Source organism: Okeania sp. SIO3B5 (assembly GCF_010692555.1).
Taxonomy (GTDB): domain Bacteria; phylum Cyanobacteriota; class Cyanobacteriia; order Cyanobacteriales; family Microcoleaceae; genus Okeania.
Genome location: NZ_JAAHHG010000039.1, coordinates 24,494 through 44,033 on the forward strand (window position 1 = coordinate 24,494; position 19,540 = coordinate 44,033).

12 protein-coding genes are annotated in these 19,540 nt (G+C 32.1%); 2 read left to right on the forward strand and 10 right to left on the reverse strand.

The window, feature by feature from the left end:
- Window positions 1-369 precede the first annotated feature (369 nt).
- From F6K54_RS08360 to F6K54_RS42735, 6 genes are all read right to left on the reverse strand, one after another.
- Entirely contained in the window at window positions 370-2,520 is a 2,151-nt protein-coding gene (locus F6K54_RS08360; RefSeq protein WP_293076418.1) for a tetratricopeptide repeat-containing sulfotransferase family protein, read from the reverse strand.
- A gap of 517 nt (window positions 2,521-3,037) precedes the next feature.
- Window positions 3,038-4,885: a tetratricopeptide repeat protein gene (locus F6K54_RS08365; RefSeq protein WP_293076420.1), complete on the reverse strand. Its 1,848-nt coding sequence runs from the start codon at window positions 4,883-4,885 to the stop codon at window positions 3,038-3,040.
- Window positions 4,886-6,267: 1,382 nt separating this feature from the next.
- Entirely contained in the window at window positions 6,268-8,619 is a 2,352-nt protein-coding gene (locus F6K54_RS08370) for a tetratricopeptide repeat protein (RefSeq protein WP_293076421.1), read from the reverse strand.
- A gap of 553 nt (window positions 8,620-9,172) precedes the next feature.
- Window positions 9,173-11,941 carry a tetratricopeptide repeat protein gene (locus F6K54_RS08375; protein ID WP_293076423.1) on the reverse strand — a complete coding sequence of 923 codons (2,769 nt, stop codon included), beginning with the start codon at window positions 11,939-11,941 and terminating at the stop codon, window positions 9,173-9,175.
- 247 nt (window positions 11,942-12,188) lie between these two features.
- On the reverse strand, window positions 12,189-12,932 hold the full coding sequence (locus tag F6K54_RS08380; RefSeq protein ID WP_293076425.1) for a DUF563 domain-containing protein: 744 nt from the start codon (window positions 12,930-12,932) through the stop codon (window positions 12,189-12,191).
- An 833-nt stretch (window positions 12,933-13,765) separates the two neighbouring features.
- A complete protein-coding gene (locus tag F6K54_RS42735; protein ID WP_366558078.1) occupies window positions 13,766-13,879 on the reverse strand; it encodes a hypothetical protein in 114 nt (37 codons plus the stop codon).
- A 607-nt stretch (window positions 13,880-14,486) separates the two neighbouring features.
- On the opposite strand from F6K54_RS42735, the gene F6K54_RS08385 reads away from it, so the two are divergent.
- Window positions 14,487-17,405 (forward strand): glycosyltransferase family 2 protein, encoded by a 2,919-nt coding sequence (locus F6K54_RS08385; protein ID WP_293076427.1) that lies wholly within the window; start codon window positions 14,487-14,489, stop codon window positions 17,403-17,405.
- 172 nt (window positions 17,406-17,577) lie between these two features.
- On the opposite strand, the gene F6K54_RS08390 is transcribed toward F6K54_RS08385, so the two are convergent.
- Window positions 17,578-17,685, reverse strand: a complete 108-nt coding sequence (locus F6K54_RS08390) for a type II toxin-antitoxin system HicB family antitoxin (protein WP_293076430.1) — start codon at window positions 17,683-17,685, stop codon at window positions 17,578-17,580.
- A 208-nt stretch (window positions 17,686-17,893) separates the two neighbouring features.
- On the opposite strand from F6K54_RS08390, the gene F6K54_RS08395 reads away from it, so the two are divergent.
- Window positions 17,894-18,727 carry a DMT family transporter gene (locus tag F6K54_RS08395; protein WP_293076432.1) on the forward strand — a complete coding sequence of 278 codons (834 nt, stop codon included), beginning with the start codon at window positions 17,894-17,896 and terminating at the stop codon, window positions 18,725-18,727.
- Window positions 18,728-18,802: 75 nt separating this feature from the next.
- Here the strand turns inward: F6K54_RS08395 and F6K54_RS08400 are convergent, their stop codons facing one another.
- The 3 genes from F6K54_RS08400 to F6K54_RS42740 all read right to left on the reverse strand — a co-directional run.
- Window positions 18,803-19,009, reverse strand: coding sequence for a hypothetical protein (locus tag F6K54_RS08400; RefSeq protein ID WP_293076434.1), 207 nt, complete (start codon window positions 19,007-19,009; stop codon window positions 18,803-18,805).
- A gap of 91 nt (window positions 19,010-19,100) precedes the next feature.
- Entirely contained in the window at window positions 19,101-19,328 is a 228-nt protein-coding gene (locus tag F6K54_RS08405) for a DUF433 domain-containing protein (protein ID WP_293076435.1), read from the reverse strand.
- Between the two features lie 108 nt (window positions 19,329-19,436).
- Window positions 19,437-19,540: zinc ribbon domain-containing protein (locus F6K54_RS42740; RefSeq protein ID WP_366558079.1), on the reverse strand; the 104-nt coding region annotated here is incomplete at its 5' end.

Sequence of the window (19,540 nt, forward strand, 5' to 3'; positions counted from 1 at the left end):
TGTTTATATTGTTTTTCCCTTTTTTTCAATATTTATCCCTTTTTCCTTTTTTTCTCTTCCTTCTTTCTTTCTTCTACCATTTGTAACAAACATTTATCAAATTGGTATGAGTGCTAGGGGTAGGAGTCAGGAGTCAGGAGAAATGGGGAATTTAGAGAAGGTATAAGTAAGAATTGTCCCTCAATTTTTCTGTTCTTGATTTGCCCAAAATGCTAACTTTTTGAACGTTTTAGACCAAAACAAGCGCACTTTTTTGGAATCTCAGAAGGCTAAAGCATTTATCTGTCAATGCTTTGATAATTAATCAGCAAACCCTAATTATTAATTATTAATTATTAATTATTAATTGTTTAAAGCCTACTCCCTTCTTTAATTCCAGTTAAATTTTATGCCAAGATACTCTTCTAATTTTTGGTTATGAGGTTGAAAGAATTCAGAAAGTTGATGACGCAGACTAGCATTTATTGGAGGATAAGAACCAGGATAATAATTTTTATATTCTAAGAGTTGATAATTTGGTAAACCTAGAAAATCAAAAACTTGTTTGGTTGTTGCTTCAGGATTTTCATACATATCCTCGCTTTTCAATATTAAAAGTTGTTCTCTAGGAAATATATTCATCCATTCTTGAATAAAAGATAGATATAAACCTAAACCTAGATACCTCGTTTTTTTTCCTTGCAAAAGATTAGCATTGCCTTGAGATTGATTAATCATTTTTTGTAATATTTTTGTTTCGGCAGCAATTACTTCTGCAAAACTTCTTTGTTCTTGTCCTAGTCGTTTATCCATATAGTAGTGAGAAACAGCTCGCTCTATAGGATTTCTTAATATAGCGATTAACTTAATTTTGGGAAAATAACTAAATAGTTTATTTGCTGCTTCTACAGAATACATATAGTTAGGAGTTGCTTCTCCTGTAACAAAATTTTGTTGTTCTGGAATTGCCGGAAACTGAGATAAATACCAATCAATTCCCTTGTGAAAGTTAGCATCAAAAAAGTGCATCTCTTTTTCTACGGCGGGTAAAATTGATGGATGTTTAGTCAGATAAAAATAAAGAGATGAAGTACCCCCTTTAATTGTGCCAATAATGATAAAATTTGGTTTTCCTAATTCTGTAAAATTACCATATTTACTGATAAATTCTGGATGAGTTTTGGAGATTTTTATAGATAAAACTTTTTGATAATAACTGCTAGCTTCTTGAGCTTTACCTTGTTTGGTCAGAATATTAGCTAAATTCAAATAATGCCCATCAAATTCTGGCTTAATCTTCATAGCTTCTTGGTAACAGTTAATCAAATTATCTAATTGCTTTTGATTTAATTTAACTAGCTGATAACTGTGAATAGATCTGAGTTTATTATAAGCAAGGAAAAAATCAGGTTGCAATTCAATAGCTTTAATATAATAAGCGATCGCTTCCTCTGAATTCCCTTTTTCTAAAAGAGCATCTCCTAAATCTTTATTAACCCAAGGTAAATCTGATTTAAAATCTCTGGCTTTTTGATAATAAGTAATCGCTTCATCTATGAATCCTTGTTTGTGCATTACATAACCTAACTGATAATAATACCAGTAAGCATTAGCATTTATTTCCAGGGCACTTTTATAAACTATCGCCACTTCATCCCATTTTTTTATTTTGAGTAATACTTCCCATAAATTATGATAGTACCAATAATTATCAGGGTTAATATCTATAGATTTTTGATAGGCAACAATAGCCTCATCCCATCTTTTTAATTTAGTTAAAGCTTTCCCTAAATTTTGATGATAATTTGATACTTTGTGGTTGAGTTTAATCGCATTTTCGTAAGCAATTACAGCTTTATCCCATTGTTTTAGTTCTAGTAAAGCATTACCTAAATTGTTATATAAATCGCTAGAGTTAGGATTATTTTCAATGGCACGTTGATAAGTATGTACGGCTTCATTCCACTGTTTGAGTTGCATCAATGCTTCTGCAAGTTTGTGATATGACCAAGGAAAATCTGGTTTTAATTCTATGAATTTATGATAACTATGTACAGCTTCATTCCACTGTTTGAGTTGCATCAAAGCTTCTGCAAGTTTGTGATAAGACCAAGGAAAATCTGGTTTTAATTCTACGACTTTACGGAAAGCATTAGTAGCTTCATCCCACTGTTTGAGCTGCATCAATGCCGTACCTAATTTTTGGTAAGACCAGGGAAAATCTGGATGAAATTTTATAGCGTTGCGGTAACTTACTATTGCTAAATTCCACTGTTTTTTTTGAGAATATAGATTGCCTAAATTTAAATGAGCTTGACTAAAATTGGGATTAATTACAATGGCTTTTTGATAATATTCTTGAGCTAACTCCTGGTTGTCCATTGCTTCGACTATTCTGCCTTTTGTGTTACAAACTAAGGCTAAATCTTCTAGTTTTTTGAGGGCTTCATTACAGATTTTATCGGCCTGATTTAATTTTCCTTGAGCTAAGTAGGATTCTGCTTTTTGGTTTAAATCTACTACTGATATTTTTTGGTTCACTGTTTTTTGATTGAATTAGGGTTTGCGTATGGAAAGTATTTTTGCTGGGGTAGAAGACAGGAAACAGGAGAAATGAGAATGAGCTAGGAGGTAAAGAATGCTATGTCTGATTGGGTGAGGACCCACCCCTAACCCCTCCCAGGAGGGGAAGTGTGGGAAGTTTGGGAGCTGTGGGGAGAGTAAAAGTAGGAAAAATCTGTACTAACCAACTAATAATTGTCAAAAACAAACTTTTAATCTTGTTAAATATTTGACTGTTTAAGTATAGGAGAGTTGCTCAAAATTCCCGTTACAAAAATAACTTCTGACTTCTGACTTCTTACTTCGTTAACCCCTACTCCAGCGCAGCAAAGGAATTTTGTACCTCACGCTTTTTGGGAATTGCTATACTTCTAATAATGGGTGCATTTCATATTTATAAAAATACTTTTTTCCTATATATTCCCTGTTGCCTTTCGGAGCTATTGCCTAAAAGCGATAAATTTTTGGCTTTATTCAAAATAGAGATGCACCTCTTCTAATTAATAATTTCTGAAATAGTTTTAAAAGTATAACCCTGAGCGGTCAATTTTTGCAGAATAATTTCTGTCGCTTCTACTGTTTTAACACTAATATCGTGCATCAATACAATGAAACCTGGTTTGACATTTTCTATAACATGATTAGCAATTGTTTCTGAGTCTTTTTCTTTCACATAATCCTTTGAGTCAATATCCCACAAAATCAATTGTTTTTGCATCTCTGATAGCAAATCCATTAGATATAAATTACCCAGACCAAAAGGAGGTCTAAATTTGATTTTACCAGTTATACCTAACTGATATAAAAGCTCATCAGTCTTACTAATTTCTATTCTAATTAATTCTGGATCTTCCTGAGATAAATCTGGATGAGAAAATGAATGATTACCTAATTCATTTCCTTTAGCTAGTATCAATTTTGCTAGTTTTTGATACTTTTGAATCTTTTTGCCCAGAGTAAAAAATGTAGCCCGAGCTTGGTAAAAATCTAATATCTTGAGAATTTGATTAGTATAAGGAGGATTCGGTCCATCATCATAAGTTAAAGCGATCGCTTTTTCTTTTATCTTTACCTGTTTTATCCCAAAATAGTTATATTTTGGTTTGATTTGTAAGGCTTTTTGCATATATTTTTGTGCCTCAGACCACTTTTTTTGTTGTAAGTAAATATTTACTAATTTTTCGTAATCCCAAAAAGAGCCTGAACTAATTTCTAAAGCTTTTTGATAATGGGATATTGCCTCTTCTTGCTGACCTAATTGTTGTAAAACATCTCCTAATTTTTTGTAAAGTTCGGGTGTGGGTTTATGAGTAATAGCTTGTTTATATATTGATACTGCGTCAGACCATTTTTCTAACTTTGTTAAAGCTTCTCCTAATTTACGATAAGACCAATTAGATTCAGGGTTAATTTCAATAGCACGATAGAAGTTAACTATGGCTTCATTCCACATTTTTAACTCAAAAAAAGTATTTCCTAAATTATGATAAGCAAAATATAAGTCTGGTTCTATTTTAATTGCACGTTCATAAGCTGCTATGGCTTCTTCATACCTATAAATTTTCAAGAGGCAGCATCCTAGAGAATATTGATTCCAGTAAAAATTGGGTCGTATTTCTATTAATATTTGGTAAATTTCTACTGCTGCTGACCACTTTTCAAGCTGCATTAAAGCATTACCTAAATTTTTGTAAGCTAAATAAAAATCTGGTTTAAGTGTGATGAAGCAACGGTAAGTAACAACTACTTTTTCCCACTGTTTTAGTTCTATTAAAGCTTCCCCTAATTTATGGTAAGACCAGGGAAAATTTGGATTTAGTTCGATGGCTTTTTGATAGGCAATAATAGCTTCATCCCACTTTTTTAATTCCAGGAATGCTTCTCCTAATTTATGGTAAGACCAGGGAAAATTTGGATTTAGTTCGATGGCTTTTTGATATGTAATGACAGCTTCATCCCATTTTTTTAATTGCAAGAATGCCTCTCCTAATTTGTGATAAATTCCTGCTTGATTTGGGTTTAACTGAATTGCTTGATCGTAACTATCAATTGCAGCTTGCCATTGTTGTTGTTGGAGAAATAAATTACCTAAATTAATATGAGCTTCTAATAGGTTTAAATTTATAGCGATCGCTTGTTGATAATTTTCTTTTGCTAATTCTAATTTACCCATTGCCTGTAATACTTTTCCTTGGGTATTATGAGCTGGGAAAAAGTTAGGTGATTCTGTTAAAATTCTTTGACAAATTGCATAAGCTGCTTCGAATTTTCCCTGAGATAAGTAATTTTCTGCTTGCTGTTGTTGTTGGAATGCTACAGCTTGAATATTTTTGTTTAAAGACATATCTAATACCAATTTGATAAATGTTTGCTACAAATAATTTTCTAGGTGTTAGGTTTTAGGTTTTAGGTGGTAGGTTTTAGGTTTTAGGTGTTAGGTTTTAGGTGGTAGGTGCTAGGTTTTAGGTGGATTATTGGTAAAAATCCTCTTATGAGCAAGGAGAAACAAGAAAAAATTTTCATCCTTTGTCAATCCTATCCGTTTTCTTTCCAGAGGTAGTTATTAATTATTAATTATTAATTATTAATTTTTGAATAGCCAGTTTATTTGTAACATTCTTTTTTCAAAATGGTATTATACCAATTCCCAAAAGCAATATCTATGCTTCAGTCATACTTCAACAGTCAAATATTTACCAAGATTCAAAGTCTTCTTTTGACAATTATTAGTCGGTTAGTATAGATTTTTCCTACTTTTAACCCCTCCCCACACTTCCCATACTTCCCACACCAATCATACATAGCATTCTTTTTGAGAAATGGTATTATACCAAATTGATAAATAGTTGCTACAAATATCTAGGGTATTTCTTAGGAGTCAGGAGTCAGGAGTCGTATGGGAATGTCTTTAATGCCATTTTTTAGGGTTTAAACTACCTTTTTAGTCAAAAGGACATTTTCTATAAAGTCTTTTTATCGCTCTTACTATTCGTAACATTCTTTTTTCAAATTGGTATTATAGAGGAGGTAGTCGTAAAAATTGTCCCTTGATTTTTCAACCATAATCGTTCCAAAATATAGCAATCCTAAATAGGTTGCGGGTAATCAAAAAGTAAATAAAAAAACTGAAACTCTTACCTGTTCCCAGATCCGGTGTTCCCAGATCCGGTGTTCCCTAAAAAGCAGTAAGATTTTTGACACGAATAAAATAGGATTTCTATACTAGCTTTTTGAGCTTTTTGAGCCAAAAAGCTGGCATTTTTTTAAACCAAAAAATGCTAAAACCTTAGAGAATAAAGATGTAAATAACTGATTTTATACCAAATTTAAAAAAGGTAGTTACATCTTATACCAAGCGTGATAAATGTTTGTTACAAATGGTAGAAGTAAGAAAGAAGGAAGAGGAAAGAAGGAAGAAGGGATAAATATTGAAAAAAAGGGAAAAACAATATAAATAACTATCTAAAATGAACTAGAATAGCTATTTTTAAGCATATTCGAGCAAACTCTACCTTTTTGTAGCATTCTTTTTTATAATTGGTATTAGTTGATGATTTCTTCCTACAATAAAAAAATATAAATTCCATAAATTCTAACAATTCAACCTTTTTTCCTCTTTAATATTTCTGTTTTTCTTTCCCTATTCCCTATTCCCTATTCCCTATTCCCTGTGCCATGACTGTAGCAATATTTTATGAAATTGCTATTAGAAGGAGTTACAACAAATTATTCCCAGTTAAACTTCATACTTAAATATGCTTCAAGCTTTTGATTATAGGGCTGAAATAATTCAGAAAGTTGACGACGTAAGCTACCATCAATTGGAGGATAAGAACCAGGGAAATACTTTTTATATTCTAATAGTTGATAATTTGGTAGACCTAAAAAATTAAAAACTTGCTTGGTTGTCGCTGCAGGATTTTCATACATATCCTCACTTTTCAATATTAAAAGCTGTTCTCTAGGGAAAATATTTATCCATTTTTTCAGAAAATGTATGTATAAGCTTCCCCTGAAATAGACTGACATTTTGTTGATTAGTCTTTGATAATTTTGAGGGTTGTCGTTTAGTTCTGTAAGAATTTTCATTTCTTGGGGTACAAATTCTGTAAATTCCTTTGACTCTTTTCCCAATTTTTTAGCCATATAAAAGTGAGAGATTGTTCGATCTACTGGGTTTCTTAAAATAGCAATTATCTTAATTTTGGGAAAGTTATCCAATAACTTTTTTCCTACTTCATCAGAATATATATAGTTAGGACTAGCTTCTCCAGTTATAAATTTTCCCTGCTGAGGTAGTTGGGGAAAATGTGCCAAATACCAATCTATTCCTTTGTGAAGTTTCTTAGTAAAAAAATTGATTTCTTTTTGTAGAGCAGGAATTACATTGGGATGGTGGCATAGATAATTGTAAAGCGATGATGTTCCCCCTTTAGGTGTGCCAATAATGATAAAGCTTGGTTGGCCAGGTTGTTGAGAATTCCAATGATTTTTTACAAATTCTGGATGAGATATTAAAAGTTTGTTATAGGTAGCTTTTTGATAATAATTAATTGCTGTATCAAGTTCGCCCTTTTCTGTAAGAATGTCTGCCAAATTTATATATGCTTCTGGAAAGTTTGGTTGTCGTTGAATTACTGTTTGATAACATTGAATTAATTGTTCTAATTGAGTAGGTGTGATTTGAGCTATTTTATAAATATAAATACCTCTTAATTTTTCATAAACTTCAATAGCATCTGGCTGTAGTTTAATTGCGTTTAGATAACAAGCGATCGCCTCCTCTGACTGACCTGCTTCCAGTAAAGCATGTCCTAATAAATGATAAAACTGATGCCAGTCTGATTTTATTTCTATTGCTTTTCGGTAACAAGCGATCGCTGATTCTATTTTCCCTTGTTTTCTTAGTGCAGTTCCTAAATGTTGATAATACCAAGGATAATTAGGGTCATTTTCAATTGCATAGCGGTAAGTTTCTATAGCTTTATCCCATTGCTTTAATCCCATAAAAATTTCTCCTAAGTTGTGATGAGACCAATAAAAATCTGGTTTGATTTTAATGGCCTGACTGTAGGCAACTATAGCTTGATTCCATTTTTTTAACTTTACTAAAACTATCCCTAAATTTTGGTAAGTAAAATATAAGTTAGGGTCAATTTCAATTGCTCGTTGATAAGCTGCTATAGCTTCTTCATATCTATAAAGTTTAAATAGAGCTTTTCCTAAATTATTATGATACCAGTAATTATTGGGATGAATTGCAATAGCATTTTGATATATTTCTACAGCTTCTGACCACTTTTCTAGTTTGATTAATTTGTCTCCTAACTTAATATATAACTGATAGGAATCAGGATTAATATTCACTGCTTGACGATAAGCTGCTAAAGCTTCCGACCAATTTTCCAGTTCTATTAAGGCATCCCCTAGATTTTTGTAAGACAAATATAAATCTGGTTTAAGTTCGATGAAGTGACGATAAGCAATGACAGCTTCCTGCCAATTTTTCAATTCCATCAAAGCTTTTCCCAATTTATTATAAACCCAGGGAAAATCTGGCTTGAGTTTAATAAAATTACGATAGGCATTAATAGCTTCCTGCCAATTTTTTAGTTCCATCAAAGCATCGCCTAGTTTATTGTAAGACCACGGAAAGTTTGGCTCTTTTTCTATAGCTTTACGATATGCATTAACAGCGTTATCCCACTTTTTTAATTCTAGTAATGCTTCTCCTAATTTATGATGAATTTTTCCTTGGTTTGGGTTTAACTGAATTGCTCGATCATAACTCTCAATTGCAGCTTGCCATTGTTGTTTTTGAGTAAATAAATTACCTAAATTAATATGAGATTCTACTAGGTTTGAATTTATAGCGATCGCTTGTTGATAATTTTCTTTTGCCAATTCTAATTTACCCATTGCTTGTAAAACTTTTCCTAGAGTATTGTAGACAGGAGCAAAGTCCTCTTGTATCTCTATTATTTTTTGACAGATAATTTTTGCTTCATCTAATTTTCCGAGAGTGAAGTAAGATTCTGATTCTTGATGTAAATCTAATACAAATATTTGATGATTCATTTTGATTTAGAGACTTCCAAGTAATACAATATTCTATCTACTCAAAATCAGGGAATAGAGAATAGGGGAAAAAATTGAGGATGTATTTCAATTTTTCTTTAATGTAGGAAAGTATTGATATTTAACTGCTAGTCAATTATCTTTACCTTAATCTCAAATTTAATTTTGGTCAATTTTTCCATCAGTTAACTCATCAGTAATTTTTTTTAACGATTATGGGCATAAAATAAAGATATCTTATTGATAATTTTCTGGCTCCCTACTGTCTAATCTTAAGAAGATAATTTATCAAAATAATATGGGTCTAAAACCCCGCCTTTTAAGGCAAAATATTTTTGGATAGTTGCTCAAATCCCCGTTACAAAAATAACTTTTGACTTCTGACTTCGTTAATCCCGGCAACTTTGTGACTGTTAATATTATCTAAGTGGGTGCATCTCATATTTGCAAAAATACTTTTTTCCTATATATTCCCTATTCCCTATTTCCTATTCCCTATTGCCTGTTGCCTGTTGCCTAAAAGCGGCTTTATTAAAAATTTAGATGCACCCATCTAAGTTAACTCAACTTCTGCTAATTTCAGAATTTTTCGTAGCTTCTTTATATCCACAATAATATCTGGTGTCCATGATGGTTTACCTGAGTTGTCATCCTCAAACTTTTCACCTATTAAATAGTAATGTGAAAGATGGCAGAAACTACTAATCTTCCAATATATAGCATTAATATATTTGGGAGAAAAGATTTCAATTACTTTAGTTCCTAAACTACAAAAAACTAAGTTTGTTAGCCCAGCACCATGAGGTGCTACAATGACTTTAACTTTTGCCATCAATGCAGCTTGCTCTACTACAGAAAATGATTCTAGAGTTAAGCTAGTAAAACCAAACTTTTCCAATAAACTGACTACTTCATCCTCATTCAAAATTCTGCGCCATGAGGCTAATTTTCTACTAATAAATATTCGTTCTGGCGACTCTGATAATTTCCTGATATTCTCCGACTTTAAAAATAGATTCCTGATAAATTCACAACCCCATTTAGAAACTCTGATGCTACCTTGTTTATTTGTGAATGATGGTACTATTAATTTGTTCGCTTTTATATGAGGGATAAATCTACTTTCAATAATTTTTTCTTGAGGAATTTCTAGTGCTTCTAGTGTTTCTTTATGAAATTTTTTATCGCACTTGCTAAATACAAATTTATCTATCTTCGATATCCAGCCACTTCGGCGTAATAAATCCATTCTGACAACTACATCAAACATCCAATGATAATATATATTTCCTCCCCATTTTGCAGATAAAAATGCTACCGTACCATTTATATAATGAATGGCAGGTAATTCGACGGAGGATAAAATTGTCTCTGCACAACCTGTGGAAATATCTCCGACTAACTTATTGTCTGAAGTAATAACTGCACTTGTGCCTAAATCAACACAACCTCTTCCTTCTGGAACTATAGCAACAAATGCTGTACCTGAGTTCACTTTTGTAGCTCGGAAACGGTGATGTACATTTTCATCTATTGTTTGAGTTGGCAATAGATTTACTTCAGTATTTGAATAGATATTTATCCGAGTAATATCTGTTTTTGTCGAGTCTGAATTAACTTCCCAATCTCCTGTTAAATTGAAAAACTTTTTTAGCCAATCTTCTGGTAATTTTTCTTGAGTTATCCACAATTTACCTGCTGCTTGGCGACCTTGTTTTTTGAGGATATATCCTATTTTTTTATGAACATCATAATAATTTGGTCTTATTTTCAAAGCTTTGATTAAACATGGTATGGCTTCAGACCAATTCTGCTGTTGAATATAGGCATTTCCTAATGCTCCATAATGCCAACAAGATTTGGGATTAATTTCGATTGCTTTTTGGTAGGAAGCGATGGCTTCATCTAATAAACCTTTTTGTTGTAAAACATCTCCCAATTTTCTGTGAAATAAATTATTATTTGTTTCTAATTGAATGGCACGATTATAAGCTATTATTGCTTCATCCCATCGTTTAGTTTTTTCTAGTGCTGTACCGCAGCTATAGTTTAACCAAGAAAAGTTTGGATTAATTTCGATTGCTTTTTGGTAAGAAGCGATGGCTTCATTTAATAAACCTTTTTGTTGTAAAACATCTCCCAATTTTCTGTGAAATAAATTATTATCTGGCTCTAGCTCTATGGCACTACGGTAAGTAATAATTGCTTCATCCCACTCTTGAAGTTTTGCTAATATTTCTCCTAACTTGCGGTACCATTTTATTTGTTTTGGTTCTATTTCTATTAACTTCCGATAACAATTGATAGCTTGAGTATCCTGACTTAATTTTTGTAGATTATCTGCTAATTTAGAATAAGACCAAGTTAAATTTGGATTTATTTTTACTATCTGTTGACATAAGTTGATGGCGGTTTTTAATTTTCCTTGTTGTTCTAGAATATTGGTTAATTTGCGGTAGATGTTCCAGGCATCATATTTAAGTTCTATCGCCTTTTGATAATATTTTTCTGCTGCATTTAATTCTCCTTTTTTTTGTATAATATCCCCTAAATTATTATAAGACCAAGGAAAATTTGGATTAATTTCCGTAGTTAGGTGAAAGTTATTAATTGCAGCATCTATATCTCCTATTTCTTGAAAAAATTTCCCTAGTTTATGCCGAACTAAGTACAGTTCTGGTTTCAGTTCAACTGCTTTTTGATAATAATTTATTGCTTCAGTTAACTTTCCTTGTTTAGCAACAGCATCGCCTAATTTTTGATAACCATTTGCCAAAGATGGATTGAATTTTATAGCTTGCTGGAAAGAAGCGATCGCTGATTCTATTTCCCCATTTTCTAGCAAACTTTTCCCCTGTTTTAAATATTCTGATGCTTGAGGATATTCAGCTTCTAAATTTAATGCTTTTTCCTGACAAACTCTTGCTAATTCTATTTTTCCTATTTGTTGCCAGATTTTTCCTAAGTTCCGATAAAAACCTGGTACATTTGGTTTGATTCCGATGGCTTCTTGGTAAGATTTTATTGCTAATTGCCATTGTTGTTTTTGGGCATATAAGCTGCCCAAATTTGCATGAACTTCTGCCCATTCTGGCTGTTGATTTATTGCTTTGAGATACCATTCTTTTGCTTTGTCTATTTCACCCATTTTGTGGAAAATATTTCCCAATGTTTTATAGATAGGTAGAAAATCTGGCATTATTTCTAATGCTTGGTTACAAGCTAATATTGCCTCTTCTAATTTTCCTTGAGTTAAATATAATTCTGCTTTTTGAGATAAATTTGTTAGATTTATTTGTTTGTTCATTTTGAGCTGAGTCATTTCAGTTATCAGTTATCAGTTATCAGTTATCAGTTAACAGTACCTCCTCCAATAGGGAAGCAAGAAAATACTGAATTTTATTTTTGTTTATCCTCTTTAAAGGGGAGACTTGAAACCTAATTTTTTGGTCCTATAGCAAAGAACAAGTTAGTTAGGACTGCTGATGATGAACTTGAGTCAGAGAAATGCTTTTTCTACTGTTCCCTGTTCCCTGTTCCCTGTTCCCTGTTCCCTGTTCCCTGCAATACTAAATTACTTTTGCTAATTCCATGATTTTTAATAGCTGTTTTAAATTGACAATTATATCTGGTGCCCATAACTGTTTTTCTAAATTATCATTATCACAAAAATCCCCTAATAAATAATAATGTGAAAGACTACAAAAATTACTAATCCGCCAATATAAAGAATTAACATACTTGGGAGAAAAAATTTCAATTACTTTAGTTCCTGGACTACAAAATACGATGTTTGTTAATCCAGCTCCATGAGGTGCAATAACAACTTTAGCAGCAGCCATATATGATGCTTGTTCTGCTATTGACATTGATTCTAAGGTTAGACTAACAAAGCCAAATTTCTCTAACAAATTCACAACTTCCTCCTCATTAAGAACTCTACGCCATGATGCTAGCTTTCTACTAAGATATATACGTTTTGGCCGATGAGATACTTCATTAATATTTTGAGGTTTCAAAAATAAATTTCTGAGAAACTCACAACTCCATTTATTCACCCATATTCCTCTTTGTTTAGCCGAACATGAAGGCACTATTAATTGTTTGGCTTTTATGTGAGGATATAATCTACTTTCGATTATTTTATCTTGGGAAATTCCCAATGCTTCTAAACTTTCTTTCTGAATTTTTTTTTCGCAACTACTAAAAATAAACTTATCTATCTTAATATCTGTTCGGCGTAATAAATCTATCCGTGCCACTACATCAAACATCCAGTGAAAATAATTTTTTTCTCCCCACTTTGCTGACAAAAAAGCTACATTTTCATTTATGTAGTAAAAGCGTCTAATTTTTTTTTCTTCTAGAATTTAACCTAGTTTTTTGTAAGGCAAAGGATAATTTGGATTGATTTCTATAGCAAGCTTAAATTCTATAATAAATAGCTGTATCTAACTCTCCTATTTCTTGAAATACTTTTCCTAGTTTACGATGAGCTATAAACAAGTCTGGTTTCTTTTCTATTGCTTGATTTCATTAATGGATAATGGATAATTACCTCTGGTTAAAACCGTTACGGAATTGAATATAAGGAAATATTATTTCTTTTTTCCCCTTAAAAGGGGAGGCTTCAAGGCGCGAATTATTTAATTATTAATTATTAGGTGAGTCTTTTTTTCAACTAAAGCATCCCCTAATTTTTGATAGGTATTTGCCAAAGATGGGTTGAATTTTATGGCTTGATGGAAATGAGTTATCGCTGATTTATTTCCCAATTTTCTAGCAAACTTTTTCCCTGTTTCAAATATTCTGAGGCTTGAGGATATTCAGCTTCTAAACTTAATCCTTATTTGTGACAATCTCTAACTAATTCTATTTTTCCTATTTGTTGCCAGATTTTCCTAAGTGCCGAGAAAAACCTAGTAAATTTGGTTTTATACTGATGGTTCCTTGTTCATTAATTGATAATTTATAATGGATAATGGATAATTACCTCTGGTTAAAACCGTTACGGAATTGAATATAAGGAAATATTATTTCTTTTTTTTTCCTTAAAAGGGTCAGTTTTAAACCAGAATTATTTAATTATTAATTATTAATTATTAATTATTTGGTAAGATTTTATTGCTAATTGTCACTGTTGTTTTTAGGTATATAAGCTGCCCAAATTTGCATGAACTTCTGCCCAGTGTGGCTGTTGATTTATTCCTTTGAAATACCATTCTTTTGCTTTGTCTATTTCACCTATTTTGTGAAAAATATTTCCTAATTTCTAAGCATTTCCTGCGGAATGCTGCTCAAACAGCGGTCAGCGGTCAGCTATCAGCTTTATGACAAAAAAATGAGGTCTAATACCAAATTAATAAATGTTTGCTACAAATAGTTAGGGTATTTATTCTAATTTATAATTTATAATTCAGAATGCAGAATGGATAGATTTAATGCTATTTTTGATGTTTAAAATTACCTTTTTCGTGAAATTTACTTTATATAAAAGTATTTTTATGGTGCTTATTATTCATAACATTCTTTTTTTAAATTGCTCTAAAGCCTCCCCTTTTAAGGAGATGAAAAAATATTTAGTTCAGTATTTCAAGCTTCCAGCTTTAGTCGGAAGTACTGATAACTGATAACTGATAACTGAAATGACCTTTAGTGGACAATTTAAGTTCGTTGTTCTTGTGTTTCAATTTGCTGATAATAGGGATAGGGTGTAAGCTTATTTAGTATCAAATATCTTTAGTAACCGGATTTACTATAAATAGGATTTTAATCACTAAATCCCTAAAAGTGAAAAATATCTTTGCTTTTTCATTTTCTAGGAAATAGCAAAACAAAAGTAGCTAAATTAAAAATATATAACTATCATGTCCCAAGCTTTTCTAACTCCAAAAGTAAGTATAATTATCCCAGTATATAATTGCGAACTTTACATCGCCCAAGCAATAGAAAGTGTATTTAAACAAACCTATACTAACTATGAAATTATTGTTATAGACGACGGTTCCACAGATAATATCCGTCAAGTATTACAACCATACATGACAAAAATTCGCTATTTTTATCAAGAGAATAAAGGATTATCTGCAACTCGTAACCGTGGCATTAAATTGGCAAAAGGAGAATTAATTGCTCTCCTTGATGCTGACGATCTATTTCTCTCTTATAAACTGACAGAACAAGTTGCTATTTTTGATGCTCAATCAAATATTGGTTTAGTACAAAGTGGGTGGCGAGTTGTAAATGAAAAAGGAGAAAAAATTCAAGATATTGAACCTTGGTATAAATCTCCAGAATTAGATTTAGTAAGTTGGTTAAAATGGAAAACTACTAATCCTAGTGGGATGATGTTTCGCAAAGAATGGTTAGAAAAAGTAGGTGGGTTTAATGAAAAATTACGCAGATTAGAAGATTTTGATATTGTCATTCGATTAGCTTTAGCAGGTTGCCAAGCCGCTTGGTTTCCTAAAGTAGCTGTATGTTATCGTCAACATAGCAGTAATATGACGCGCAATTTACTTGCTCAAACAGCAGTAGAAGAAAAAATTTTAGATGAACTTTTTTCTAACCCCAATCTTCCTCCAAAAATTCAACAACTAGAAAAGGAGTTACGCTACGGTTCCCTAATTTGGAATTGTTGGTGTTTATATAAGTCTAGCTACTTTGCTGAAATGGCTGATTATTTATATAAATCTTTAAAATTTTCCTCTTTTTCCGTTCTTAAAACTATCTGTAATTGGCTCTATTATTTTCAATATTATGCTGCTCTAGAAAACTATGATTTTAATTCTGTATTTTTCCATCAATTACCAGAATGGCAAAAATTAATAACTCAAGTAATTCCTAATGGTTTACCACTGGTTAGCATTGTAATTCCTACCTACAATAATGCCAATTATATTCTTACAGCTATTAAAAGTATCCTGGCTCAAACTTATACTATTTATGAAATTATTGTTGTTGATGATGGTTCTACCGATAATACTTATCAAGTTTTGGAACCCTACCTCAATCAAATTAAATATGTATATCAAGAAAATCAAGGACCATCAAAAGCGCGGAATCATGGCATAGAAATAGCTCAGGGAGAATATATTGCCTTTCTGGATGCCGATGACTTTTTTCTACCCGAAAAATTAGCCGAACAAGTAGGATGTTTTGCAGAAGATTCTACTTTAACTATGGTGCAAAGTGGTTGGAGATTTGTTGATGAAAAAGGTCATACTATTAAAGATGTAAAACCTTGGGAAAATGGTGCAGAATTAGACTTAGAAAATTGGTTAATCTGGCAAGCAACTTTGCCCAGTGCAATGATGTTTAGAAGTGAGTGGTTAAAGCTTAATGGTGGGTTTGACCAAAGATATTTTGGTATTGAGGATTTAGAAATAGTTTTGCGCTTAGGTTTATCCGGGAAAAAAGCTACTTGGTTACCGAGAGTTTCTGTCTGTTATCGACAGCGTAATAGTAGTGTTTCTGGATTAGAAAATCGACAAAAAATCACTCAAGAATTGGAAAAATTATTAGATGATTTTTTTAGAAAACCTAATTTACCTGCCTCAATACGTCAAATAGAAAATCAAGTAAAATATCGCTCCTTACTTTGGAATTCTTGGCGCTTATATCAGGCAGGTAACTTTTCCGAAATGGCTGCTTATTTGCAGAAATCTTTAACTTATACTTCCGCTTCTACTACAGAAGCAATTTATACTTGGATAGAATTATTTAGCAAACTTGCTCGTCAAGAAGGAAATCAATTTAATGCCTATAATTTTAGTCAATTACCAGAGTGGAAAAAATTAATTAGTAATATTTTTAATCCCGTAGTACCGAGAGTCAGCGTAATTATTGCCACTTATAATAATGCCCACTATATATTAGAAGCGATCGCCAGCGTTTTTAATCAGACTTATACCTCTTATGAAATAATCGTAATTGATGATGGTTCTACAGATAATACCCGCGAAGTTTTAGAACCTTATTTAGATAAAATTCGCTATATTTATCAAGAAAATAAAGGAGTATCCCACGCCCGAAATTTAGGTTTAGAAATGGCAGGGGGAGAATTTATTGCTTTTCTAGATGCTGATGACTTTTTTCTACCAGATAAACTAGCAAAACAAGTAGCTCTTTTTGATACTCGTCCTTCTCTTGGTATCGTGCATAGTGGTTGGCGTTTAGTTAATGAAAAAGGGGATAAAATTTCTGATATAGAATTATGGCATGGTTCCCTAGAATTAGATTTAGAAACTTGGGTAGTTTGGAAACCTGTAACTATCTCTATGATGTTTCGTAAAAGTTGGATAAAAAGTGCAGGAGGTTTTGATACTCGTTGGCATCATGGAGAAGATATAGATTTAGTATTGCGTTTATCTGTAAATGGTTGTGAGGCAGTTTGGTTGGCAAAAGTTACTTATTGTTATCGTCAACATCATCGGAATGCTACTAGAAAATCTACTCATCAAGCTGTCAGTATGATGTCTGTTTTAGATAACTTTTTTAACAGACCAAATTTATCAACATCTATTCGTAAATTAGAGGGAAAATCTCGTTATTATACTTTGAGTTGGTTAGCATGGCAGGCACATCGAAATGAGGATTTAGTTGAAATGAGTAAATATCTACGACAAGCTGTAAAATATACTCCTTTATCTATGACAGAAACTATTTATCATTGGATTGATAGTTTTAATAGTCTTTATCAACAATATGGTTATGAATTTGATGCTTATGATTTAACAAATTCGGATATTTGGCAACAGTTAATGTCAGATATTTTTGTGAAATAAGAAGGAAGAAGGCTATTTATTAATCCACATTCTGCACCAAAAAATAAAGTAGCGATAGCCTGTTTTATCTATGTCAATATTGACTGTATTTTTGGTGTCGGAATTTATCGTCCTAATTCTTGAGCAGTTTAATACCATTCTTGTATAATTATTTCTACCTGAATTGCAGTGCTTATTGATAGGTTTCTCCATCAGCAATACAACCTGGTAATTCTGGAACTTCTGCTATAAATGCTCTTGTTTCTTGACTCCAGTAGAGGATTATTTGGTAGTGTTGCATTGGCTTAATTTTCTAGATGATATTTGATAATAATTGCACGAATTTGTTGGATTTGATATGCTTTTGCTTGTGAGTCTTAACAAATTCTGGCAATATTGATATGTAATTTGGTAATAATAAAGGTTGTAGGGATGTTCAGTGGAACGTTTCTGTGGAAAAATAATTATTTTGATTCTTTTATATTTGTAAATTAATTAGGAAAAAAGTTATGGCATCTGATTTGAACGATTTAATCATAAATCACAGGGACTTAGAAGAATTAACAGGTATTCAGTACATATATAACTCTGAAGAACTAATGAATTTGGCATATGGGTCATTTATAATTGATAGTTATTCTGTTTCAGAAGAGGTTATTCGGCCATCTTTAGTCCGAGGTGCAAAAGCAAGAGAGAACTTGTACCAAAAAAAATGCAAGAAAATACAGTTTCGTTATGGTTTAATCTTTCTTGCGTGTACGGTGAGTGTCCTCTCATTTTTGGTTTTTTTTGTAGCCCTAACATCCCTTGATTGGGGTCTTGTAGTATCTGCTATATATATTATTCCCATTGTTGGATGTCTAGTTGCGAGTATTGTGTCTCATAAGGTATTACCTTTAACTCGTTGCATAGGTTCTTTATTTACTACTAAATCTGCCAAAAGAAAGTGGAAACAATGGGCTGATTCTTTACAACCAACCCCATTAGGAACATTGATAGATGAAGTCTATAATTACAACAAAATTGTAGAGCAGTTTATCAAAAATGTTCAGGTTATAGACCAACTAAAGGCAGTCGGTAATCCGGTGGAAGTTAAGGATAGAGATCAAGTAATTAAAGCATTTAGAAACATTAAATCAGATTTAGAGAGGGCAATAAAAACAGAAAAAATACTCAGAGAAAACCCCGATTTTAAGCCAGAGGAATTTTCCATAGATTTGACATTTTTAAGAGCTGTAAGGTTTGAAGAAAAAGCTCAAACTTACGCCGAGTTTGTTAACGATGCAATAGAAATTGGTCTGAGAGTACAGGAGGAAATGAAAAATTTGCAGAATTGGAGTTAGAGATATTCTAATGCTGCGCGATTGCCTCCGGCACAGCGAAGCTATCGCTCAACTACTAACCTCTTCCTATCTATGTTATTGAATATAAATAACATTACCCTTGTTCAGACTTTCTAAAGCTTTATTTACTTCAATCATTAAAGATTTCAACGTTGCCAGACGGTTATCTTTAGCAATTAAAACGATTATTATTAAATCAATTTTCTGAAGATTTTGTTGTGAAGTTAAACTTTGATCTATTTTGATAAAAGCATCAAAACTTGATGATGCTAATTTTAACAATTCTCCATTTTTTATTCCTGCCCAACCTTGTTATGGAACTGTTATTACTTGATGATTTATAATTTCTCTTTTGAGCTTTTTAGGTAAGCATTCATCGAGCAATATTTTCATAAGTTTGTTTCAATAATGTCTCTTGAGCTAATTTTAATAGAGAAACTGCTTGTTCTTGAGTCACCGTAGGAAAATCATCAAGAAAATCTGCTATAGTTTCTCCTGCACTTAAATAATCAATAAAGGTTTTAATAGGAACGCGAGTATTTTTAAAGACTGGTGTACCTGATAATATTTCTGGAGATATTTCTATTAAATTATTGTTCATAGTTTTTGCTGCTCTATAAAACTGATACAAAGCGTCACATAACGTGACTACTTGATGTTTACTTCCTGCTTCTTGTGAGGCCGTCGGCGGTTACTCATCCACAGGCATTCATGCACAGGCATTCACGGTCGAGCCGACCGCATTTCTTAAATTTATACTGGCGTTTAAATCTCTATCTATTGACAACCCACAATCAGAGCAATTATAAGTCC

Bases quoted from the DNA above. Each gene is read 5' to 3' on its own strand.
- F6K54_RS08365 (WP_293076420.1), bottom strand. From the start codon at position 4,885: ATGTCTTTAAACAAAAATATTCAAGCTGTAGCATTCCAACAACAACAG.
- F6K54_RS08370 (WP_293076421.1), bottom strand. From the start codon at position 8,619: ATGAATCATCAAATATTTGTATTAGATTTACATCAAGAATCAGAATCT.
- F6K54_RS08375 (WP_293076423.1), bottom strand. From the start codon at position 11,941: ATGACTCAGCTCAAAATGAACAAACAAATAAATCTAACAAATTTATCT.
- F6K54_RS08385 (WP_293076427.1), top strand. From the start codon at position 14,487: ATGTCCCAAGCTTTTCTAACTCCAAAAGTAAGTATAATTATCCCAGTA.
- F6K54_RS08390 (WP_293076430.1), bottom strand. From the start codon at position 17,685: ATGCAACACTACCAAATAATCCTCTACTGGAGTCAAGAAACAAGAGCA.
- F6K54_RS08395 (WP_293076432.1), top strand. From the start codon at position 17,894: ATGGCATCTGATTTGAACGATTTAATCATAAATCACAGGGACTTAGAA.
- F6K54_RS08405 (WP_293076435.1), bottom strand. From the start codon at position 19,328: ATGAACAATAATTTAATAGAAATATCTCCAGAAATATTATCAGGTACA.